Source organism: Pseudoalteromonas sp. NJ631 (assembly GCF_000276645.1).
Classification (GTDB): domain Bacteria; phylum Pseudomonadota; class Gammaproteobacteria; order Enterobacterales; family Alteromonadaceae; genus Pseudoalteromonas; species Pseudoalteromonas piscicida.
This window is the reverse complement of sequence record NZ_AKXJ01000002.1, coordinates 506,754-528,903: the sequence shown is the minus strand read 5'-3', so window position 1 is coordinate 528,903 and position 22,150 is coordinate 506,754. Positions and strand designations below refer to the sequence as shown.

Sequence of the window (22,150 nt, the reverse complement as noted above, 5' to 3'; positions counted from 1 at the left end):
TTATCTCTGTTCAGGCCTCATTGCGAGGCCTGTTTTGTTGCAATTACTCGTATCTTAATGATTTTACAGGCCGCGCTTGTGCAGCAACTAGCGTTAACGAGCCGACCGTTAGCCAAGCAATCGCAAACGCTAAACTTGCAGCAATCAAAAATGGTCCGATTGAAAGGTCAATACGATAGACAAAGTTGTTTAACCACTGCTGCATCACAAAGTACGCAAGCGGCCACGCTATCAGGTTTGCAATCAGCACTTGCTTTGAAAATTCCTTGTTGATCAATATCACGATATCCATCACTGAAGCACCAAGCACTTTACGCACCCCAATCTCTTTGGTGCGCCTTTTTGTGGTAAAAGAAGCAAGACCAAATAAGCCTAAACAAGCAATGAAAATCGCCAGCATAGAAAACAAATTAAACACAATGATTTCTTTGTCTTCCTGGCGATACATCTGCTCAAATTTAGTTTGTAGATAAGTCAGTTCCATTTCTTGTTCTGGTACTAGCTTGCGCCAAGTGGCCTCTATAAAGTCGCGAGTTTGCGCTGTATCACCTTGGAATTTAATCGCCATCGAATTGCCTTCATGCTCTCTTAGCAAGTGATACGTTGGGCTTATCTCTGTTTTAAGGGAGGAAAAATAGTAGTTTTGCGTCACCCCGATGATAGTCGCCATAGCGCTTGAATGCCGAGTTAATCGTACTTCAAATGTTTTACCAACTGCTTCATCAGCACTAAATCCTAAACTCTGCGCCGCCTTTTCATTAATCACAACCGAAAAACGCGGATTTGGCTCAGCCGCACTCGGCATCGCGAACTTATCGGCAGGAAAATCGCGACTAAACCCTCGGCCACTCAGTAGCTTAATGTTGTAGCTGCTAAAATAATCTTCATCTACTGCCAATGTCGGCATGGTTTGCGACAATTGTGTTTTTGGATTAACCATCCCAAATGCATCGACAATGGTCTCTGTTGGTACCGCCGAACTTGCCGTCACACTGACAATATTTGGGTGAGAGAGCAGCTGTGTTTTTAGTACGCTACGCTGTTGACTGGCGATGTCTGTATAAAGACGGCTCAGCACAAAAGTATTGTCTTTGTCATAACCGAGTTCTATGGCTCTGGCGTACTTTAATTGCTGGTTAGATACCGTGGTGGCGATAATAAGCACCACGGCGACACTAAATTGAAATACCACCAGCCCTTTACGCAGCAGCGCGCCAGATTTACCCTGTGTCACTTCTCCTTTAAGCACTTTAGCAGGTTTAAAGCGGCTTAGATAAAAGGCAGGGTATGCGCCTGAGATTAAGCCAACGAATAACCCTAACAGCAACAGCGTAGTCAACACTAACGGCTCTGAATAGAAGTCAAAACTGAGCGGCTTGCCGATAAAGCTCGCAAACAAAGGCAAACCGGCTTCAACCAGCGCTACAGCAATGATCAACGCGATATAACTCAGCATCATCGCCTCAACCACAAACTGCACAACTAAATGCTGCTGTTTTGCGCCTAATGTCTTACGTACTCCCACTTCCTTTGCGCGCTTGGTTGCAGTGGCAGTCGACAAGTTCATAAAGTTAACACACGCAATAAAGAGAATAAGCGCTGAAATAACACTAAACGAATAAACAGTATTGATATCACCATTTTCTTTCATTTCACCATACTGATGGGAGTGAAGGTAAATATCGGTGATAGGCATTAATTCAAAGCCAAGGGTTTTGCTAGTTCCCGGACCATAATGATTATCTAAATAACTTGGGATTTTTGCTTCAACATCTTCACCGGTTACCCCATCCGCTAATTTAACGTAGGTAAAATAGTTAAAACTTGGGTCACGCTGCCAGCTGTTATCACCATAATAAGTGGTGGCCGTTGCCATACTGATGAGCGCAAAGACGTTTAAATGGGTGCGCAGCGGCAAGTCTTTTATCACGGCGCTGACCTTTAACGGTAGTTTTCCTGCACCAAGTAAAGATTCTCCAACAACATTCGTGCGACCAAAATAGAGCATTGCAGCTGCTTGAGTTAAAACAATAGTGTTGGGAGCCTCGAGTGCCGACTGACGCTCTCCGTCAATAACATCTAAGGAGAAAAAATCGACAAAGTTGGGATCAGCGAGGAATACACCATCATGAAGAAAACTTTCCTTGCCTTGCCCAAGCGCAACGCTCACTTCTCGAAAGCGAGTAGCATCAACCACTTCTTCAAAATGTGCTTGGTAGTTTTCTGCGTTAAATACTTGCCCTTGCGCATAGTATTGCTCAGGCGCACTTGGTGGCATCCATTTTACAGACGAGCGATAGATTTGCTCATGACCCTTTATAAACTTGTCGTAACCCAGCTCAGATTCAACAAAGATGGCCATATTGATACAAATAGCTAAACCAATCGCCAAACCCAAAATATTGATTGTTGAGTAGAGCTTTTGTTGCAGTAAGCTGCGATACGCGATTAACAAGTAATTTTTAAGCACAACGAACCTCCTGCATTTGACTCGAAACAATATGGCCATCCAAAACATGGATCGTGCGATGCGCGTAATTTGCATGGTGATCTGAGTGCGTCACCATGACTATCGTTACCCCTTCTTGATTAAGCTGTGCTAACAGCCCCATGACTTCTTCACCATTTTTTGAGTCAAGATTGCCGGTTGGCTCATCCGCTAGAATCATTTTTGGCTTTGCGACAATAGCACGCCCAACTGCAACCCTTTGCTGTTGACCACCTGAAAGTTGCTGTGGGTAATGATCTTTGCGATGCGCAATATTCACTTTTTCAAGCACGGCTGTCACACGCAGTGCTCGCTCGGCTTTAGGGATCCCCTGATAAATAAGCGGAAGCTCAACGTTTTCATACACTGTGAGCTCATCGATAAGGTTAAAACTTTGGAAGATAAAGCCAATATTGTCTTTACGAATATCAGCAAGCTGACCTTCACTTAATTGGCTGATGTTCTTGCCATCAAAAACATACTCACCACCATCAATATGGTCTAGCATGCCGATAATATTGAGTAAGGTAGACTTACCTGAACCTGACTGTCCCATGATAGCAACGAACTCGCCACGCTCTACGGTCACCGTGACATCCTCAAGGGCGTAAGTCTCAACCAGCTCAGTACGAAAAACTTTATTTATTTTAGTTAGATGTAACATATTCTTTTGCCTTTTAATTCGATTAACGAGTCAAACTGACCGACTGCATGTCTTTAAAGCTGCTGTAACTTGAGGTGATCACTCGGTCGCCGACCGCCAGCCCATCAAGTACTTCAATATATTTGTTGTTACGCTCGCCAAACGTCACCGATTTCTTCACCGCCACTTGGCTGCCCTGCTCTAGTACAAATACCCACTTGCCGCCGGTATCTTGATAAAATCCACCATTTGGTATTAAAGTCGCGGCTTTTGCATCTGCTAATAACAACTCCAACTGTAAACTTTGACCTCTACGCATCTCGCTAGGCAGCGCAGCATTAAAAGTTAAATCCACTTCAAAACGACCATTTGACACTTCGGCATAGACCTTTGCGAGCGTTAGCTCATACGGCTTTCCCTGCAGCGTTAACCTTGCGGTTTGCCCTTCATACACACGGCCTAGGTAAAACTCATCAATTTGGGCCGACACTTTATATTCGGACACTATATCAACTTGTCCTAAACGTGCTCCTCTCGCCTTTGACGCACCTAATTCCGCATCTAGCGCAGTCAATTGGCCATCCATAGGCGCTTTGATAATTAGGTTTTCAAGATTTTTGCGCGCAAAGCCTAAGTTTTTATTAAGCTGCTCGACACTATCTTCTAGCTGTGCAATTTGTGCCGTACGGATTTTTTCATCTTGTTGCTGCTGCTCAATAATTAACTTGCGGCGGTTTTTTAGATACTCAGTTTCATCTTCGGCCGCTTGTAGCTCATCTTTTGAAACTAAATTCCCGCTACCAAGGCGCTTGAACTGTGCTAGCTTTCGCTCACTTTGACTTACCTGAAAATCTAGCTCTAATAAGTTTCGTTTTAAGTTTAAACGGTTTTGATCTATCGCTAAGCGGGTATTGTGTAGGTTATTTAGCTGCTCTGAGATCTGCGCCTCACGGGAGATCACATCCAGCTGCAAACTGGTGTTGCTCAGTGCGAGCAGTTTGTCACCCTTTTTAACCATCGCACCTTCTTCGACGAAACGCGCTTCGACTCGCCCACCTTCGATGGCATCTAGATACACAGACTTACTCGGCATGATGCTGCCTCTAAGCGGAATAAGATCATGAAACTTGCCCTTTGTTACTGTACTTATCTTGACTTTATCCATTGCCAGATTAACACGATCCCCGCTGCTACTCGCCGCACTATCAAATGCAAAATACGCTACCACGATGATAGGTAGCGCCAGCCACCACAGCTGAAATCTTTTGTTAGGTGTTATTTTTCTGTCCATTTTGTCACTCTCTTGAGTTTAGGTTAGCCTAATAACTCAAATTGCATGCCAAACTAAAAACCAAATAAAAATCAAAAACATAAAATAATTCTATAGAATAATGGAACAAAAGAGTGTAAAAAAATTAAACACCTAGTGTACGATATCGTACAGTTTGACGAGGAAAGGAAATGTAATGACTATCAGCGATAAGGCAATTTTAGTTGTCGACGACAACAGCGAAATTCTCGTCGCCACGAGAATGTTGCTCAAACAATATTACAAAAAAGTCGTGACGCTAGAGAATCCCCACGATATCGCTAAAACAATGTCGGAACAGGACTTTGCTCTGATATTGCTCGACATGAACTTTACTCGAGAATCAACCTCCGGCGCCGAAGGATTCTACTGGCTAAAACAAATAAAAGCCTTGGATGAAGATGCCGTGGTTGTGCTCTTCACCGCCTATGGCGACCTAACGATGGCGGTGGATGCCATCAAACTTGGCGCCAACGATTTTGTCCTCAAGCCTTGGCAAAATGAAAAGCTACTCGCAACGGTTGCCAATTGCATCGAGTTGAGCGAACAACGACAAAAGTCTAAGAAGCTCACGCAAATCGCACAAATCTCAATGGCAGCGCAAAACAAACCATTCGAGCATTTAATTGCCTCGAGTCCAGCAATGGAGCAAGTTTTTCAAACCATAGAAAAGGCCGCCAAAACCGATGCCAACGTCTTAATCTTAGGCGAAAGCGGCACTGGTAAAGAAGTCGTAGCCAGAGAGCTACATAAACAGTCTTTACGAAAAGACAATACCTTCATGTCTGTCGACATGGGCACGATAGCCAGCTCTTTGTTCGAAAGTGAATTGTTCGGCCATATGAAAGGCGCATTTACAGATGCGAAAAGCAATAAGCCAGGTCGCTTTGAGCTTGCGGAATCCGGTACATTATTTTTAGATGAAATAGCCAATATTCCGCTCGAGTTACAGGGCAAGTTACTTACTGCGATTCAAAATCGAGTGGTTACACCGGTAGGAGGCAGCAAACAAATAGAGGTTGATCTGCGCCTTATCACTGCAACCAATATGAATTTGTATGACATGGTGCGCGAAGGCAGTTTTCGTCAGGACTTGTTATACCGCATTAATACCGTAGAGCTCACACTTCCTGCACTACGAGATAGACCCCAAGATATTCCACTACTTATTGAGTTTTATGCTGATCTATACAGCAGAAAATACAAGCTCACGTGTAAAACGGTCAGCGAAAAAATGATGGCTGAATTGGTCAAATATCAATGGCCTGGTAACATCCGAGAATTACAACACTTGGTTGAACGCGCTGTTATTTTATCAGACTCAACCCAATTGCAGTTTCAGCTCGCCAGTCCAGCGGCAAGCTCTGAGGAGAACGCGGGACTTCTTGACACCTATAACCTCGCAGAAATAGAGCAGCACACCATAGAGCGTGCGGTCCGAGACTTTAAAGGAAATATCAGCCATGCAGCTAAAGCGCTTGGGATCACTCGAGCGTCACTGTACCGTAAAATGGAGAAGTATGATGTGGAATAATAGCCTCGTTCGCATGGCCATTTTTCAACTCGCAGCCATTTTATTCGCCACACTTGGTGTGCTGGGCTTTCTCCACAGCTACGTCTTTTTGTTTAGTGGTTTATCCATTGCGATTGCAGTCCTATTCACAGTGCTGTCTATTGCCACGCTGAAAAGACAAAAACAACAATTCGAAGAGGTGTTTACTGCGCTCAAGTATCAAGATGGTAGCTTTAGAATTGATAATAAGTACCCAGTAAGTAAGCAAGCACTTACAACCTGTAACGAGCTTATTCAGAAAGCTCAGCAAGATAAAACCAAGCAGGCAGAGCTCGTCACCACATACGAAACTATGCTACAACACATAGAGGCTGGTCTTATCCTTATCAAAAATGACCACACCATTTTGATTTGCAATAACAGCGCAAAGCAATTGTTGGATATTCGCGGCGCAGAATCCGGATACTCACTACTTGCAGCACACCCAGAGCTTGAACAAGCCAAAGTAGGTAGTCATATCGCCAACGACTTACTATTTAAATATTTTACGTTTTCCAATCAAGGCAGTCAGTACCAACTTTGGCTTTTCACCGCGATTTCAGAGCAGCTTGAGAGCACCCAAATCGAGTCTTGGCAAAAGCTGATCAGAGTGCTTATCCATGAAATAGGAAACTCCGTCGCACCGATTCATTCGCTCTCCAATACGCTAGTTAATATCACCAATAATCAGCTAGCCGAAGCGGTAACAGACCAAGAACTCGTTGAAGACTACCTACAAAGCCTGCAAGCGATTGGTATTAGAAGCCAGTCTTTACTTGGCTTTATTGATAACTACAGAAAGCTCACGCATATTCCTGAACTTGACCTCCAACCGCTTGCGGTACAGACTTTATTTGACGACATTACGCCGCTGATAAAAAGCGACTTTAGTGACGCCCATATCACCCTACACTTTGATGTGACGCCCGCTGCGCTGAGCATTAATGTTGATAGAAAAATGATAGAGCAAGTGCTGCTCAATCTACTAAATAACGCCAAAGATGCCATGAAACATAACAACCATGAAAAAATAGTGACTGTATCAGCAACGATTAATCGCTACGGCAAATGTGAGATCAAAGTTGCTGATAACGGGGAAGGAATAGAACCCAGCGCACTTGATAAAATATTCGTACCATTTTTTACCACAAAACCTCATGGTTCAGGAATTGGGCTTGCGCTCAGCCAACAAATTATCCATCGCCACAAAGGGCGGATCAGCGCGACTTCTGAAGCAGGAAAAGGGAGCTGCTTTAGTGTCTTGCTGTAAGATAAATAACTAAAAATGGAGCCAACTCATCCACCATATCGTGTAGAGCTAGCTATAAACTTAGATTTCTATTTAGAACAATTCTTGATATTATTGCAACTCGTTGGGGAGTAGCCTGCTTCCAATGCTCGGAAGAGTCCGTATCAACATAATTGGCCACATGCCATGGTGCGGACACCTCTCGGTTGGCGAGACCATCGATATATCCATGCCTGTGGTCGGGCGTGTGGATGTATCGTGGACTCAAATCGCCCGACCGGAGCAATGTAAATGAATTTCGTCACCCTGCTACTGTTAGCATACGCCATGTCTACCGATGCGTTTGCCGCGGCAATCGGTAAAGGCGCCAGCCTAAAATCACCTCGGCTTACCGAAGCCATAAAAATCGGCCTTATTTTTGGGATTATTGAAGCCAGTACACCGCTGATTGGCTGGTTAATAGGACAATCTGCTGCAGACTATGTCGAGGCTTGGGATCACTGGATTGCCTTTATCTTACTGTTAGGGCTTGGCGCTCATATGATTTATGAGAGCCTTAAGGGTGATGACGATGCGCAAACTCAACACGCTAAACAACCTTGGTTAAAAACCATTATCACAGCGTTTGGCACCAGTATTGATGCAATGGCTGTCGGTGTCAGTCTCGCATTTGTTGATGTGAATATATGGCTCGCCGCTGCGCTCATCGGCCTTGCCACCACCATGATGGTAACGATTGGTGTGATGATTGGGCACTCGGCAGGAAAGTTTCTTGGTAGTCGAGCTGAAACCTTTGGAGGGGTGATCTTAATCTGTGTGGGAACTTGGTTGCTATATAGCCACCTTTCGATTTAATCTAACCCGCAAGAAGAGCGGTATATTTACCGCTCGCTTACTTACCCCTTTACGTTAGGGCTAATGGCTTTTAAGCCTTTTTAATCGCTTTTTTCAGCTTTTTGATTTTCGCTTCATGCTTTTCAATCTTTGCTTTACGCGCTTTCAGCTCTTTTTTAAGCGCTTTAACATCACTTTTCTTCGCCATAACTAATCTCCTTTGGTTGTTTTGCGAACACCTACTACCATAGCAAAGTGACTGACAATATCAAACTGAACCTGCGCTACTGCGTTGCCAGCCATCTAAGAGTGGTAATTTTGACCAAATACTATTTTGTATAACTAAATATTAGTAAATAAATAGAGTAAGTTGATATTATAAAATACTAACCATTTGTTTTATATGTGATTTAATATTGGCTTGGTTGTTGCTACTTTAACCACAAATCAAGAGAACGGAACCAACCATATGTCTGTACCATTAAAAGATAGACCTCTCGAATCCGTCAGGGAAGAGGTGATTGACCAGTTAATTCTAAATTACAGCCACGGTGAGCTTTCGGCTGATGCATTCGAGAGACGATTAGATAAAGCATACGACCTGAACGAACAAGAACAAATTGCAGCACTTAGTGCTGATTTACCGCTCAAGTCGGATGCAAGATATCACAGCGAAAAAGCCGCTCGTTTGGGTCCAAAATTTACCTCAAGCGTAGATGCTGCTGAGACGATAAGCATTACCTCTATCCTTAGTTCCAACCATCGCAGTGGCGAGTGGGTCGTACCTAAAGAGATCCACCTAAAAAACTACCTTGGCAGCTTGGAACTAGATTTTAGCAACGCAATTTTTAGTCACCCTGAAGTACATATTTATATCGATTGCATTTTAGGCAGTGACGAAATCTTTGTACCAGACACAGTCGACGTCGTCACCGATATTCGTAATATTATGGGTTCAGTAGAAAACACAAGAAATACGCTTGCATCTGCAGGACAGGTGAAACAGCGTCCACGAATTTATATTCACGGCAGAATGATTTTGGGTAGCATTGAAGTTAGTGTAAAACGCTCGATGAAAGCGCAAATAAAGCAATTTGCCGACGGCCTTAAATCCCTATTTGGTGACGGCACGAAATCCAAAAGCTAAAGCTTTATAAAAAACCCCTTGGCATCAAGTTCAGGGGTTTTTTATTATCCGAATAGTAGAGTAAACTTTTTACTTCTCTACTGGAAAGCCTCTATCACGCATCAGCGCCTCAACTTCAGCGTCACGACCTCTAAACTTGCGATATGCTTCAGCAGGATCCATTGAGTTGCGAACTGAGAATAGGTAATCTACCAAACGCTGTGCTACGTCTTTGTCGTAGAAGCCGCCTGGCGCTTCAGCAAACGCTTCTGCTGCATCAGAAGTTAATACCTCAGCCCACAGGTAACCGTAGTAACCCGCTGAATAACCTTCACCTGAGAACACGTGACCAAAGTGAGTAGTACGATGACGCATCACGACCTCGTCCGGCATGCCTAGCGCACCTAACTGAGACTTTTCGAATGCAACAGGATCACCAATCTTATCAGGATCTGTGGTATGGAAAAGCATATCCATGATAGCCGAGCCAAGGTATTCAGTCGTCGCGAACCCTTGGTTAAAGGTTGCTGACTTCTTGATTTTCTCGACTAGTGCTTTAGGCATAGGTTTACCTGTTTTATAGTGAACTAGGTAACGATTGATCACTTCATCTGTCGCCAACCAACGCTCCAATAACTGAGATTGGAACTCAGTGTAGTCGCGCACGCCAGAGTTTGAACTTGGATACTTCACGTTTGATGAAAGCGCATGCAGTGCGTGACCAAACTCGTGGAAATAGGTTTCTGCATCTGACCAAGAAATTAAGGTCGCTTCACCTTCTGGTGCTTTCACAAAGTTGGAGTTGTTTGAGCTAAGCACATTTGTTTTACCATCAAATGTTGTATGGCTACGATATGATATGGCCCACGCACCAGAGCGTTTACCTTTACGTGCGAACGGGTCTAAATACCAAAGGCCGATATTATCACCGGTGGTTTTGTCTGTTACTTCCCATACACGAACGTCAGGGTGGAACACTGGTACTGAGCCCTTAGGCACTTCGGTGAACTCAAAGTTAAACAAACGGCCTGCAACATAGAACATTGCTTCGCGCAGATTGTCTAGCTGTAAATAAGCTTTAACTTCGTTTGAATCCAATTGATATTTAGCTTGGCGAACCTTCTCGGCGTAGAAACGGTAATCCCATGGCTTGATGGTGATATCAGCGCCTTCTTTGTCGGCGATCGCTTGCATGTCAGCAACTTCTTCTTTCACGCGCGCAATTGCTGCTGGCCACACTTTTTTCATCAGCGCCATCGCGTTTTCAGGCTTTTTCGCCATGCGATCTTCAAGACGCCACTGCGCATAATTATCGTAACCCAGTAAGTTAACGCGCTCATGTCTAAGCGTTAAGATGTCAGAGATAATCGCTTTGTTGTCGTACTCATCACCGTTGTTGCCGCGGTTATAGTAGTTGTTCCATACTTTCTCGCGTAACTCACGCTCTGTTGAGTAGGTTAAAAATGGATCCATTGACGAGCGAGAGTTGGTGATCGCGTACATATCCGCCTTGCCGCGTGCTTTTGCAGCGGCCGCTGCCGATGCAACAAACGACTCAGGCAAACCTGACAACTGCGCTTTAGTGAGGTAAACCACGTAGTTTTCTTCATCAGCAAGGACGTTATTTGCAAACTTAGTATGTAGCTTTGATAGCTCAAGATTAATGTCTGCGTAACGCTTAGCGTCTTCACCTTTTAGCGTCGCACCATTGCGAGCAAAGCCGTTATAACGCATCCAAGTGATACGCTGCTCTTCTGCCGTTAACTTTTTATATTCTGCACCTTCATAAACGGCTTTTACACGTTCAAAAAGCGCTTGGTTTTGGGTGATTTTAGAGCTGAATTCTGAAAACTTTGGCACAACTCGCGATTGGATTTCTCTAAACTCTGGGCTTGAAATGTTTGCACTCCAAAGACCATAGTAGGTAAAAACGCGATCCAAAGCGGCACCCGCTCTTTCAAGCGCAACAATGGTGTTCTCAAAAGTTGGTTTAGCTGGATTGTTAGCTATTGCTTCAATTTCTTTCAAATTATCAGCCATACCAATTTCAAGCGCAGCTTCTAAATCTTCAAGCTTCATTTTGTCAAAATGAGGAACGCCTTGATAAGGACCTGAAAACTCCTGCAAAAGCACGTTATCATATTGCTTACTTTGCAGTGATTTTACTGGTTCTTGGCTTTGGTCTGCAGTGCCCGCACAACCCGCAAGGGCTAAACATACGGCTGCACTTAATAATGTGATGGAAGGTTTGAACATATTGTTTCATCGCTTGTTGTTATCGTAGGTAAGATATTACGGATCGTCTCTAAAAGTGCAATCGCTTTGCGGGAGAAACAAGGTTCTCTGCGATAGAGCAGAAAAGCTAGAGTTCATAGTAGCTTAAAAACACTAAAACGACAGTGAGTAGAGTTTTTTCATGGGTTGTTACAATTTACCTTGAAAATTTAACTAAAATCAGCCAAGTTAGTAAAAAACTGATCTGTGAGAAGAAATAATGGAAGTTGGTATTTTTATCTATGACGGTGCGGAGTGTTTAGATTTCTGTGGCCCGTTTGAGGTATTCAACACCGCAAAGCGATTTATCGAAACGCCAATTAACGTCAGCCTTGTCGCACCAAGTCATGTTCCTGTTACCTCGCGTGGCGGCATGAGTGTAAACCCCCATTACAGTATCTACTCGCATCCAAAGTTTGATTTGCTCATCGTAGTCGGCGGGCTTCATCACCAAATTTGCGGAGATCACAACGTACTTAATTGGCTTGCAGAAACAGCGAATCATACCTCTCAGTGCGCATCTGTTTGTACAGGTGTGTTTTTATATGCCGAAGCAGGCCTTATTGATGGCAAGCGAGTCACCACTCACTGGCAGGATATCGACGATTTGAGAGAGCAATATCCCTCTTTGGAAGTCGTTGAGGACGTAAGATTTATGATGGATCAGAATTTTACTAGCTCAGCGGGTATTTCGGCAGGTATAGATATGAGTTTAGAGCTGGTGAAAAAACGCTTTGGGCAATCTGTTGCAAGAAAAACCGCAACCCAAATGGATTATGACTGGCCTAGAAGTTAATAATGGTGAGTTACCTCACCATTATTCAACCAAAGCCTCACTCACTTTAGCCACTGTTGATATCTACGAACTCTAGCTCACTCACGCGTTTTTTCGCAAATACGACGACTTTATCGTATTCACTTTGCGCCTGTTCCAAGTGTGATTTACATTGCCCTGCTTGGTGTTCACGCGCATATGTCTCTATTTTATCGAGCAGACCAAAGAGTGCTTCTGCGGCTAAATCACCAGCTTGACCTTTAAGTGCATGGCTGTATTTTGCCGATGCGTCACAATTACTATTTTTGATACTCAATCTAAGCTGTTGCATTTGATTTTCAGAGTCGTTCAAGAATAAGGTGTACACCTTTTTAAGTAATTCTTCGTCCCCAGAGAGGCGCTCGAGCACGTCAGCTTCGTTTATCGGCAGGCTTATTTGCTCTTCTGCCACGCTTTCAAACGGTTGAGTGAGCACAGAGTCATCATCCTTAGCATGCACACCTAGCGCATCTAGCACGTCAAATAACTGTTCGACGACCACAGGCTTAGTCACAAATTCATCCATTCCTGCATTGAGACAACGTTCTTTTTCACCCGCCAGGGCGCTGGCAGTCATCGCAATAATGATCGCATCTTTATACTTATCACCACCTTGACCTTGACGGATCGCTCTTGTAGCCTGATAACCATCCATTCCAGGCATATTACAGTCCATAAAGATCGCATCAAAATCAATCTCTTGATGCTCAAATAACAGCAGTTTATTCACAGCATCTTGACCATCAACGGCAAAACTCACCTTAGCTCCTTGACCTTCCAAAATACCTTTTGCCACAATCCGGTTGATTTGATTATCGTCTACCACCAAAAAGTGACAGCCCACGACCAAGTTACCACTTAACGCGACTGTCTCACCTGACTTTTTCAAGCTAGGCTGTAATCTGATTGCTTTGTTTAAGTCAAATAGCGCAACAAACTCTCCAACTCTAAGAGGTGAAGAGATATGCACTATATTATCAGCATCGTTAATATTCTGAAGTTCATCCCCTACTAAAATAAGTTTCTCAAAATGATGTTGAGCCGATTTCATTTGCATATAATCTTGCTCATTCGTAATGATGCACATATCACTCTGTGCACCTTTCTCAACGTACTGACCACCACATTTGGCGATTAGCTTGACAATTGTGTCTGTCTCCAATTTCGTCTTACTTAGCACAGAGACTGTTTTTCCTGCCAATACTTCAGGCACGTTGATGGGCTTAGTTTGCGAGCTAGAAAACGGTAATTCGAACCAAAATTTGCTGCCTTTAAATTTTTCACTCTCAAAATGAATGTGGCCGAGCATTTTTTCGACTAACTGTAAACAAATAGACAGTCCAAGACCGGTGCCACCAAACTCGTTCGAGGTATTAGCAGATTCTTGACTAAACGATTGGAATAATTTGTTATGATTAGCCTTTTCAATTCCAACCCCTGTGTCTTCCACAGTGACTTTAAGCCATACCGTGTCGTCTAGCTGCTCTGTGGTAACGGTCAATTTCACATGACCTTTTTTAGTGAATTTAATTGCGTTACTCAGGAGGTTATAAATTATTTGTTTAACGCGCGCCGCATCCCCACACAACTCAATGTGTTCTAAACCGGTTTGATCTAAGATATAAGTGATATCCTGCTCTTTGGCTTTCGCCGACATAGACAGCGCAACATGTTCAATGACAGAGAGCGGGTTGAATGGTTCATTATCAATGTCCAGCTTTCCTGCCTCTATCTTCGACAGGTCCAGCACATCGTTAATTAACGACAAAAGCGTAGTCGAGCTCGTTTCCATCATTTCTAGGTACTTATGTTGGTGTTTAGTAACGGGCTCTTTTCTCACCAAGTTTAACGACCCTAAAATACCATTGAGAGGCGTCCTCATTTCATGGCTGATAGTGGAAATAAATGCACTTTTCACTTCTGACGCTTTCGCTGCTTTATCCCGAGCATCCACTAGCTCTTTGGTACGCTCCTTCACCTCTTGCTCAAGTCGTTCATTTGCACCAACTAGCTGCACTTCCGCTTCTTTCTTGGCTGTGATGTCTTCAACAAATAGCGCAACCCCCTGAATACGCCCATTCCCCGCGTAGATTGGAGATAGGCTAAGTGAGAGCCAAATATTTTCATGAGCATTCAGGTCTAGTTGTAATGACTTAGGCTCCACCATTTCACCCTGCAAAACCATATTGGCGTAGTGAAATACAAACTTATGCACAGCTTCTGGCAAAAACTGTGGGGCGCTACCTAAGCGACTGTTATTTAATTGCTTAAAAAAACACTTTGCTGACTCATTAAAGCTGGTGAGCTTTAAATTGTTATCAAAACCCAATACGCCGTCAGACGCACCGTCCAAAATCGCCTTAAACTCTGCTCGCGTTGAATCAAGCGTACGTAAACTACTGGTATATTGCCAAAACGCAAAAAAGATTAAAGCAAATACACTACAGGTTATGGCTAGCAAAACGTAAGTGGTTAAGCGTTTTTCATTAAGGTTTTGCTGATAGGTGGCAAAGGGGATGAGATTAACCAGCTTTACCGCTAAGTTATTAAAGTTTGCCCCTTCGACCTTGCTAATTAGCGCTAAAAACTGCTCCCCAGTTTGCTTATCTTCCACCAGTTGGATGTTACTGGACCACGGAGTAACGCGATACAGTGTATTAAAGCTGATTTCAGGGTTTAAATCCTTGCTATATCGTAGCGAAAACTCGGGGTGATAAATAAACGAATCATCTTCACCTAAGAACATCACTTTTTGCATACTTGGCGCTTGAGAGACAATCCTCTCTATCATCTTTTCAGCATTGGTATTAATTACCAAGATACCAAATAAGTCGTTATCTATATCATAAGTCGGTAAAGTAAAACGTTTAGTTGGTTGAAAGGGCGTGACAATTTGTCCGTGCTCACGATTTAGGTTGATTGTGGTGGAATAGATAGTGCGTTCTGACAGTTGCAGTGCTTGAAGGTAATAATCGTGATTACTTTTATCTTGTAATTTGCTATCGGGAACCGTGATCACTTGGCCTAATTGCCGCTCGACTCTAACCATTTCCATCCCTGTATGGGCATCAAGTAAACGGATTTGGTTAATGCCATCATAGGAATATAACATTGACCTAAAAATCGTACTTAGTCGTGCCCGCCAAACATCAAGCTGAGTGTTTTCTTGAGGGTCGATACCATCGTTTTTTTCAGCTCTGGCGATACCCTGAATAGGTGGGGTGTCTAGCAGAAAATAAAGAAACCGGCGATTGTCGTCGATCTCGCCCAAGTAGATATTGTTTTGTGCCGAATGAACTTGCTCTAACCGCTGATAAAAGCTCTCGTTCAGGTCGCGATGAATGCTATTTTCAAAATATAAGATAGCACTCACCATCACAATGAGCAGTAATGCGATAGTACCCTTAGCAATATTGGAGGAAGACACATTTTCTCCTTGGACAGTGGTCTGACTGTTAGGCATAAAGACCTAAAATGCATTTGCACTTAAGCACAAAGGGCAGCTACAAGCAAACGCATTATTAAATCTAGTCCAATTAGAAGCAAAGACAAAGGTTACTTAACCTGAATGCGGGATAAGCAGTTAGGTTATTTACACCGTGATCCCTTTACGGTTATGAAAACGGTGATAATCAATGCTTGGCCCTTCTGGTACTACTTGGGTTGGATTGATCATCGTATGGCTAAAGTAGTAGTGCCTTTTAATGTGGTAAAAATCAACCGTATCTGCAATACCTTGATGTTGATATAAGTCACGCACATACGCAGAAATATTGGGGTAATCTTCGATTTGCTTAATGTTGCACTTGAAGTGACCATGGTACACGCTGTCGAAACGGATGAGAGTCGTAAATAGTCTCCAGTCGGCTTCCGTTAATTGTCCTTTCACAAGATAACGTTGCGCAGCGAGTCTTGCTTCGAGCTTATCTAGTGCGTTAAATAACGAACTTACCGCATTGTGATAAGCATCTTGGGTTGTCGCAAATCCGGTCTTATATACGCCATTGTTGATATTGTGATAAACAAGTTCGTTTATTTCATCGATTTCATGCTGTAGCGCCTCTGGGTAATAATCGGTGTCGTTTCCCGTTACTTGGTTAAACGCACGATTAAACATACGAATGATTTCACTCGATTCGTTGCTCACGATTTGCTCCGTTTGTTTATCCCAAAGGACTGGCACCGTGACTCGGCCCGAATAATTTGGGTCGTTTTTCGTATACAGCTGATGCATAAAACTGAGCTGATACAGGCTATCGCCGACTTCTGGACGCTGACTGGTAAAACACCAACCTTGGTCTAACATATCAGGGTCTACAATCGATACATCAATATGCGCCTCTAATTGTTTAAGCTTTCGGAAAATAAGCGCTCTATGAGCCCAAGGACACGCAAGGGAAACATACAAATGGTAGCGTCCGGACTCTGCTTTAAAGCCCGCTTTACCCGTTGGCCCCGCACTGCCGTCTTCTGTTACCCAACTTCTTAGTTTTGCAGACTCACGCTCAAACTTGCCTTGGCTACTTTTTGTGTCATACCACTTATCGTGCCATTGACCGTCAATTAATAATCCCATGTAAACCTCCTATACAATATCGCCGAAGCGTCCTTGTTGATAATCTCTTACCGCTTGATGAAGCTCCTCTTGAGTATTCATCACAAATGGTCCCATATGCGCTATTTTTTCATTAATCGGCTGCCCTGCAAGGATCAAAAAACCAACATCATCCGTCGCGAGGAGATCAAAGTTTTGGCGTGGGTCAAGCTCAAGCAACGTTTGCTCCCCATGGTTTTCAAATCTGCCCGAATGAATGTAGATCATCACCTTGCCAAACTGAGCCAGTTCAAGGTGCAATTGACTTCCCGCAGTTAAGGTCACATCTGCAAGAGCTCCCTCCCCTGCAAGAGACTGTAATGACGATGTAAGCACTTCGCCCGCCACTTGCCATGTGCCAGCCAATGCTTTGAAATGACCAGCTTTTGCTATTGTTTTTTGTGGTGCAGGGTGCTCAGTTGTATCTTGATATCTAGGCGCTCGCATTTTGTCTTTTGCCGGCATATTTAACCAAATTTGAAAGCCATGCATGCCTTGTGCGTCACTTAGCGGCATTTCTGAATGCACCACACCACGCCCGGTACTCATCCACTGCACATCACCGCTGCGAATGGCTTTGACATTACCCATTTGATCTCTATGCTCAAAGCCGCCTTTGCGAATATAGGTAAAGGTTTCAATGCCTCGGTGTGGGTGCGGTGGGAAGCCAGCCATAAAGTCACTGCGATTATCTGATTTCAATTCATCAATCATGAGATAAGGATCTAAACTCTTGCCGTCAAATCCAGCGATGCGGTTAATATTTACGCCAGCACCATCTTGTGTTGCCTGTGCTTTGTTAGTTCGAATAATTTTCATAATAGCTCTCGGGTTAACCTGAACTTGGAATAATCAGTTCAGCGCAATTATTTAATAGTTAGCCTACCAAACCTGCGTGAGAATAAAATTAGTCAAATTTGGCTATTTCGTTCTATTACATCGAATGATTGTTCCAATCTATTACAACGCGTGGTCATACTGGTCAGAACAGTCTTTAACATTGCTCGCATCTAACAATTTTTAACAGTATTTACACAATTATCTGACAAGCTTGTGAAGCTACAATTTAACCCTTAATAGGAGCAAAGGATGAGGTCCCTAAGTTTATTGTTTGCGCTGGCACTACTTGCGGCGTGTAGTTCAACAAGTCCGGTAAGCGTAAATACGGTTGCAGGTCCCCCAACGAATCTTACGGTTGAGATCACTGATGTGACCAATACCGATGGTCAAATGCTAGTACTGTTATTTGACAACAGCGCTGACTACCACAGCGATAAAAATGTGAATGATCCAGACGCTCACTTTTTCCGCAAGCTGATTGTCACACCGCAAACCCCTACCACAACGGTCACTTTTGAAGGCGTGCCTGCAGGCCAGTATGCGATCCACGTGATCCATGACGAAGATGGTGATGGCGGCATGGATCGGATGATCTTCCCATTTACCGGTATGCCAAGTGAGCCTTATGCGCTGTCGAATAACATTCACGATAGCTTTTCAAAAGGCGATTTTGAAGAGGCTTTGTTTACTGTAAAGGCCCCTGACACTAAGATCCAACTTGCCCTCTCTACGCATTTATCAAAAATGACAGGGCTGTAATGCTTGAATACTCACAGGTGCAGCAATGCCTGTGAGTTCTCTTTTTAAGTTCTGACATTTGTCATTTTATTTCCTGACAACCCTCACTCACGCTTCATCTTATAGCAGCGCATACTGCAAATCGTACAGTTCAGTAGGAGCGAAGACGGTGAGCAACGCCATTGAGTTATCAAATATCAGTTTTGCATACAACAATACTAAGCCAATATTAGCAGACCTAAACTTTACGCTTGAACAGGGTAAAGTATATTCCATTCTTGGTCCAAATGGCGCAGGAAAAACCACCCTAATCAATATAATGCTTGGCAGACTAAGACCCACTTCAGGACGAGTTTCGGTTCTTGGTCATCAGCCTGAGTCTGATTTTTGTCGCCAGCGCGTGGGTGCCATGATGCAGTTAGGCGGACTACCTCTGCAAACCAAGGTGAAGGAGTTTCTAGCGTTATTTGCAAGTTACCATCAAGCCCCAATTCCATTGGAGAGGTTAATTTCACTCTGCCAATTAGCACCATTTTTAGAACAAACTTTCGATACGTTATCTGGAGGTCAAAAGCAACGACTGTTTATGGCAATTGCACTGGCAGGCAATCCCGACATTGTTTTTTTGGATGAACCCAGTGTTGGTATGGATGTAGAGTCAAGACAGCAACTGTGGCAGGCCGTACGGACGTTAAAACAACAAAATAAAACGGTACTCCTTACCACACACTATCTTCACGAGGCAGAAGCATTAGCGGATGAATTGTTGGTGTTAAAAGAAGGAAAATGTACCAAGCTTAACGATATACCTGAACTTGCTTACACCTATCGTCGCTCACAAATCAAGTTCACCAGCGACCTGTCTGCTGCTGCACTGGTTAACGCACTTCCCATGATAGATCTGAATGTTAAAGGCGATCAGTTCACTATATTGACGGACGAGCCAAACCATATTTTGCAGCAGTTATTAGAGAAATTTTCTATCCGCAATTTGTATGTAGCCCCAATGAGCCTCGAAGAAGCTTATTTATCTCTAATGAATGCTAGGAGCGCTTAACCATGATAAACACAACATCCTTTATACTTGAAAGCAAAACTGAACTCTTGAGCACATTTAGAAGTAAGGGTTTTGTGATCCCAGCCACCCTATTTCCTTGCTTGTTTTATCTTTTCTTCGGCGTGGTGTTCAGTCATCATGACTCCCATAACTATATGTATATCAATTATCTGATATTTGGCATGATAGGACCTGCGCTATTTTCCTTTGGCGTTAACGTCGCCCTTGAAAAGCAAAATGGTTGGCTGATACTCAAGCAGCTCTCTCCCGTTTCTCCCTATCAGTATCTGCTCGCAAAATGTGTGAGTGCGACGGCTTTTTCATTGCTCGTAGCCTGCCTAATGAGCTTGCTGGCATTATTTTCTGGCGTGTCTTTAAGTTTAGCTCAATGGTTACTCGTGATTGCCATTGCCCTGCTCGGCACCTTGCCTTTGTGTATGTTAGGGCTGTTAGTTGGGCTGTCAGTGTCAGCAAAAGCGGCACCTGCAGTGGTTAATTTAGTTTACCTACCACTCTCCTTGCTTTCTGGCCTGTGGCTACCTATCACGCTATTTCCTGAAGCAATGCAATGGTTTGCTTGGCTGTTGCCAACTTTCCATATTTCCCAATTGGCGCTTTCGACCATTGATACCACCTTGGGTTTTCCAATTTACCTCCATGTGGCCGCCCTAATTACACAAACGCTAGCATTATTTTTTGTCGCACAAATTAAATTTAAAAAGGCTTAACAGGACAACCAAAAGCGCACGGTCCCAACCCTGTGCGCTTTTATTTTGTAATTACTTAACCTGAGGTTTGGATAAGGAATGTTCCAACTCATTGTTGCTAAAGCACAACTTAGTTTTTTCCTTGTCTAGCCAGAGAGTTTTAGGGAAAACAAGGCGAATTTACGCACCAATAGCTGGCTATTGGAAGTGAATTCAACGCAGTTAGCGCTAAAACTGGCTGCTAGAAAGGCATTAATTATCCGCAGCTCAGGTTACTTACTCTCTACGAGCTTACTATCGATACTGAATTTACCAGCACCTGACACGGCAAGTGCGAGAAAGCCACCTGCCATTGCAATATTTTTAAAAAACATTAAGAACTGCATTTGGTCGGCCAGCTCAAAGTGAAACAGCAACGCACTGGCTGCTGCAACCGTATTAACTAGTTCTGGCCATGATAATTCAGTCTATGAGCTGGCTGGCGATAACGCATTTACAATTGAAGGTTTGGCACAAGCTGTGTCAAAGCATACTCAAGTTGAAGTAAAAGCAAAGTTTGTATCTGACGAAGAGTATTTGGCCTACTTGGTTGCTCTTGGCGTGCCAGTAGCGTTTGCTGCGTTATTGGTTGACGCCGAGGCACAAGCGCAACAAGGATATTTGGCAACCCAGGATAATGCGCTCAGCCAGTTGATTGGTCGCCCGACCACAACGGTGGCCCAGTCGCTCGCAAAAAATTAAGCGTATTTTACCGCTGATATAGTGCACAGGCTTTGCTTGTGCACTTATTTTTTACTCAACCTTACCTTCTAAGGTTGATATCAATAAGTCTCGGCTCACTAGAAAACCACAAATGCTCACCACGACTAAAAAGATACCGTACATAGAGCCGATATAAACCCAGTCGCTTTGGCCAAACCAAAGGCTTGCACGAGTACCATCATTCACTAACAAGATGTTAACAAGAGACAATGTGATCACGCTGCGAAAATAAATCGGTTTATCCATATGGCTCGCAAATGCTGCGATAATGAGGGAAAACAGGCATAAGTAGAAGCCTATAACGGAAAACGCACCAGGTTGCATACTAGGATAAAATGCGACGAGAGAAAGGAGTACAGCAGCCCAACCGGTAGTTTTGTATATCATTATCAAGTCCTTTGAAAATGTTAAAAAGTGTTTGTTATGTAAACAGGCTGGAGTATGAGGTAATACTCGTAATTACGCAACTAAATGGTGATAAATATTGGCTGATATGACCTTTATTCCTTAGTTTTAAACCTATCAGATTGCATTTGATTTTAAACCTAACCCTAAAGCATTAATTGAAAACTTAATTATCGCGTTATCAAGATGATAGCGCAGCTGAAACTCTTGTCTTTAACTGCGGTACACTGTCTTTTTCAAACCAGTCGTGCTTTTTTAACCAGATCTGATTACGGGGGCTAGGATGAGGTAATGGCAAATGACTTTGGCTGGAAAAGTCAGCATTTTTTACCATCTCAGTTACTGATGAATATTGCGTTAAGTAGCATTTTTGCGCATATTGCCCAATAAGTAGTGTCAACGATACGTGGCTGAGTGTAGCTAACACCTGAGAATGCCACGTTGGCGCGCAGATTTTAGGCGGCGGTAAATCTCCAGACTTCCCTTTACCCGGGTAACAAAACGCCATAGGCATAATGGCAAATAGTTCAGGGTTATAAAACTGTATTCGATTTACACCGAGCCAGTCTCGCAATCTATCTCCACTTGGGTCATTAAACGGCTGGCAGGTTTGATGTGCTTTTAAACCCGGCGCTTGGCCTATAATTAAGACTTTGGCCTTATAACTGCCTTGGATGATAGGTTTTGCCCCCATGGGAAGCGCTTTATCACAAAGCTTGCACTGCCTAACACGTTCAAAAATATCCATCTTTCCTTAC

Annotated in this window: 18 protein-coding genes and 1 riboswitch; of the genes, 9 read left to right on the top strand and 9 right to left on the bottom strand. The window is 43.5% G+C overall.

The features are described 5' to 3' along the window. Positions 1-43 precede the first annotated feature (43 nt). The 3 genes from A587_RS0106790 to A587_RS0106780 are packed head-to-tail and all read right to left on the bottom strand — an operon-like array spanning position 44 to position 4,422. Complete coding sequence (locus A587_RS0106790) at positions 44-2,470, bottom strand: ABC transporter permease (RefSeq protein ID WP_017216963.1); 2,427 nt, start codon at positions 2,468-2,470, stop codon at positions 44-46. Further along, the gene (locus A587_RS0106785; protein ID WP_017216962.1) at positions 2,463-3,152 is read right to left on the bottom strand and encodes an ABC transporter ATP-binding protein; all 690 of its coding nucleotides are present in this window, start codon (positions 3,150-3,152) and stop codon (positions 2,463-2,465) included. The genes A587_RS0106790 and A587_RS0106785 overlap by 8 nt, the downstream gene beginning before the upstream one ends. 22 nt (positions 3,153-3,174) lie before the next feature. Next, positions 3,175-4,422: an efflux RND transporter periplasmic adaptor subunit gene (locus tag A587_RS0106780; protein WP_017216961.1), complete on the bottom strand. Its 1,248-nt coding sequence runs from the start codon at positions 4,420-4,422 to the stop codon at positions 3,175-3,177. Between the two features lie 175 nt (positions 4,423-4,597). On the opposite strand from A587_RS0106780, the gene A587_RS0106775 reads away from it, so the two are divergent. The 4 genes from A587_RS0106775 to A587_RS0106750 all read left to right on the top strand — a co-directional run bounded on the left by A587_RS0106775 (position 4,598) and on the right by A587_RS0106750 (position 9,222). Continuing rightward, complete coding sequence (locus tag A587_RS0106775) at positions 4,598-5,974, top strand: sigma-54-dependent transcriptional regulator (protein ID WP_017216960.1); 1,377 nt, start codon at positions 4,598-4,600, stop codon at positions 5,972-5,974. Continuing rightward, the gene (locus A587_RS0106770) at positions 5,961-7,262 is read left to right on the top strand and encodes a sensor histidine kinase (protein ID WP_232288026.1); all 1,302 of its coding nucleotides are present in this window, start codon (positions 5,961-5,963) and stop codon (positions 7,260-7,262) included. Before A587_RS0106775 ends, A587_RS0106770 begins: the two co-directional genes overlap by 14 nt. Positions 7,263-7,355: 93 nt before the next feature. Beyond that, positions 7,356-7,525, top strand: a riboswitch (yybP-ykoY riboswitch). Between the two features lie 7 nt (positions 7,526-7,532). Further along, complete coding sequence (locus A587_RS0106765) at positions 7,533-8,096, top strand: manganese efflux pump MntP (RefSeq protein WP_017216958.1); 564 nt, start codon at positions 7,533-7,535, stop codon at positions 8,094-8,096. Between the two features lie 448 nt (positions 8,097-8,544). Further along, entirely contained in the window at positions 8,545-9,222 is a 678-nt protein-coding gene (locus A587_RS0106750) for a LiaF domain-containing protein (protein WP_017216955.1), read from the top strand. A 69-nt stretch (positions 9,223-9,291) separates the two neighbouring features. On the opposite strand, the gene A587_RS0106745 is transcribed toward A587_RS0106750, so the two are convergent. Then, positions 9,292-11,457, bottom strand: a complete 2,166-nt coding sequence (locus A587_RS0106745) for a M3 family metallopeptidase (RefSeq protein WP_017216954.1) — start codon at positions 11,455-11,457, stop codon at positions 9,292-9,294. A gap of 238 nt (positions 11,458-11,695) precedes the next feature. Here A587_RS0106745 and A587_RS0106740 point away from each other — a divergent pair, with 238 nt between their 5' ends. Next, a complete protein-coding gene (locus A587_RS0106740; protein ID WP_017216953.1) occupies positions 11,696-12,271 on the top strand; it encodes a DJ-1/PfpI family protein in 576 nt (191 codons plus the stop codon). A 46-nt stretch (positions 12,272-12,317) separates the two neighbouring features. Here A587_RS0106740 and A587_RS0106735 read toward each other — a convergent pair whose 3' ends face one another. The 3 genes from A587_RS0106735 to A587_RS0106725 all read right to left on the bottom strand — a co-directional run bounded on the left by A587_RS0106735 (position 12,318) and on the right by A587_RS0106725 (position 17,702). Then, positions 12,318-15,716 (bottom strand): ATP-binding protein, encoded by a 3,399-nt coding sequence (locus A587_RS0106735; RefSeq protein ID WP_017216952.1) that lies wholly within the window; start codon positions 15,714-15,716, stop codon positions 12,318-12,320. A 165-nt stretch (positions 15,717-15,881) separates the two neighbouring features. Beyond that, positions 15,882-16,865 carry a glutathione S-transferase family protein gene (locus A587_RS0106730; RefSeq protein WP_017216951.1) on the bottom strand — a complete coding sequence of 328 codons (984 nt, stop codon included), beginning with the start codon at positions 16,863-16,865 and terminating at the stop codon, positions 15,882-15,884. 9 nt (positions 16,866-16,874) lie between these two features. After that, entirely contained in the window at positions 16,875-17,702 is an 828-nt protein-coding gene (locus A587_RS0106725; RefSeq protein WP_017216950.1) for a pirin family protein, read from the bottom strand. 270 nt (positions 17,703-17,972) lie between these two features. Here A587_RS0106725 and A587_RS0106720 point away from each other — a divergent pair, with 270 nt between their 5' ends. The 4 genes from A587_RS0106720 to A587_RS23845 all read left to right on the top strand — a co-directional run bounded on the left by A587_RS0106720 (position 17,973) and on the right by A587_RS23845 (position 20,966). Further along, on the top strand, positions 17,973-18,482 hold the full coding sequence (locus A587_RS0106720) for a DUF2141 domain-containing protein (protein ID WP_010376030.1): 510 nt from the start codon (positions 17,973-17,975) through the stop codon (positions 18,480-18,482). A 148-nt stretch (positions 18,483-18,630) separates the two neighbouring features. Next, on the top strand, positions 18,631-19,518 hold the full coding sequence (locus A587_RS0106715; RefSeq protein ID WP_010376032.1) for an ABC transporter ATP-binding protein: 888 nt from the start codon (positions 18,631-18,633) through the stop codon (positions 19,516-19,518). Positions 19,519-19,520: 2 nt separating this feature from the next. Then, positions 19,521-20,246, top strand: a complete 726-nt coding sequence (locus tag A587_RS0106710; RefSeq protein ID WP_017216949.1) for an ABC transporter permease — start codon at positions 19,521-19,523, stop codon at positions 20,244-20,246. A gap of 498 nt (positions 20,247-20,744) precedes the next feature. Then, entirely contained in the window at positions 20,745-20,966 is a 222-nt protein-coding gene (locus A587_RS23845; protein ID WP_017216947.1) for a hypothetical protein, read from the top strand. Between the two features lie 51 nt (positions 20,967-21,017). On the opposite strand, the gene A587_RS0106695 is transcribed toward A587_RS23845, so the two are convergent. Both A587_RS0106695 and A587_RS0106690 read right to left on the bottom strand, forming a co-directional pair. Beyond that, entirely contained in the window at positions 21,018-21,374 is a 357-nt protein-coding gene (locus tag A587_RS0106695) for a hypothetical protein (protein ID WP_010605604.1), read from the bottom strand. 199 nt (positions 21,375-21,573) lie between these two features. After that, on the bottom strand, positions 21,574-22,140 hold the full coding sequence (locus tag A587_RS0106690; protein ID WP_017216946.1) for a uracil-DNA glycosylase family protein: 567 nt from the start codon (positions 22,138-22,140) through the stop codon (positions 21,574-21,576). Positions 22,141-22,150 lie beyond the last annotated feature (10 nt).

Bases quoted from the DNA above. Each gene is read 5' to 3' on its own strand.
- A587_RS0106785 (WP_017216962.1), bottom strand. From the start codon at position 3,152: ATGTTACATCTAACTAAAATAAATAAAGTTTTTCGTACTGAGCTGGTT.
- A587_RS0106780 (WP_017216961.1), bottom strand. From the start codon at position 4,422: ATGGACAGAAAAATAACACCTAACAAAAGATTTCAGCTGTGGTGGCTG.
- A587_RS0106775 (WP_017216960.1), top strand. From the start codon at position 4,598: ATGACTATCAGCGATAAGGCAATTTTAGTTGTCGACGACAACAGCGAA.
- A587_RS0106770 (WP_232288026.1), top strand. From the start codon at position 5,961: ATGATGTGGAATAATAGCCTCGTTCGCATGGCCATTTTTCAACTCGCA.
- A587_RS0106765 (WP_017216958.1), top strand. From the start codon at position 7,533: ATGAATTTCGTCACCCTGCTACTGTTAGCATACGCCATGTCTACCGAT.
- A587_RS0106750 (WP_017216955.1), top strand. From the start codon at position 8,545: ATGTCTGTACCATTAAAAGATAGACCTCTCGAATCCGTCAGGGAAGAG.
- A587_RS0106745 (WP_017216954.1), bottom strand. From the start codon at position 11,457: ATGTTCAAACCTTCCATCACATTATTAAGTGCAGCCGTATGTTTAGCC.
- A587_RS0106740 (WP_017216953.1), top strand. From the start codon at position 11,696: ATGGAAGTTGGTATTTTTATCTATGACGGTGCGGAGTGTTTAGATTTC.
- A587_RS0106730 (WP_017216951.1), bottom strand. From the start codon at position 16,865: ATGGGATTATTAATTGACGGTCAATGGCACGATAAGTGGTATGACACA.
- A587_RS0106725 (WP_017216950.1), bottom strand. From the start codon at position 17,702: ATGAAAATTATTCGAACTAACAAAGCACAGGCAACACAAGATGGTGCT.
- A587_RS0106720 (WP_010376030.1), top strand. From the start codon at position 17,973: ATGAGGTCCCTAAGTTTATTGTTTGCGCTGGCACTACTTGCGGCGTGT.
- A587_RS0106710 (WP_017216949.1), top strand. From the start codon at position 19,521: ATGATAAACACAACATCCTTTATACTTGAAAGCAAAACTGAACTCTTG.
- A587_RS0106695 (WP_010605604.1), bottom strand. From the start codon at position 21,374: ATGATATACAAAACTACCGGTTGGGCTGCTGTACTCCTTTCTCTCGTC.
- A587_RS0106690 (WP_017216946.1), bottom strand. From the start codon at position 22,140: ATGGATATTTTTGAACGTGTTAGGCAGTGCAAGCTTTGTGATAAAGCG.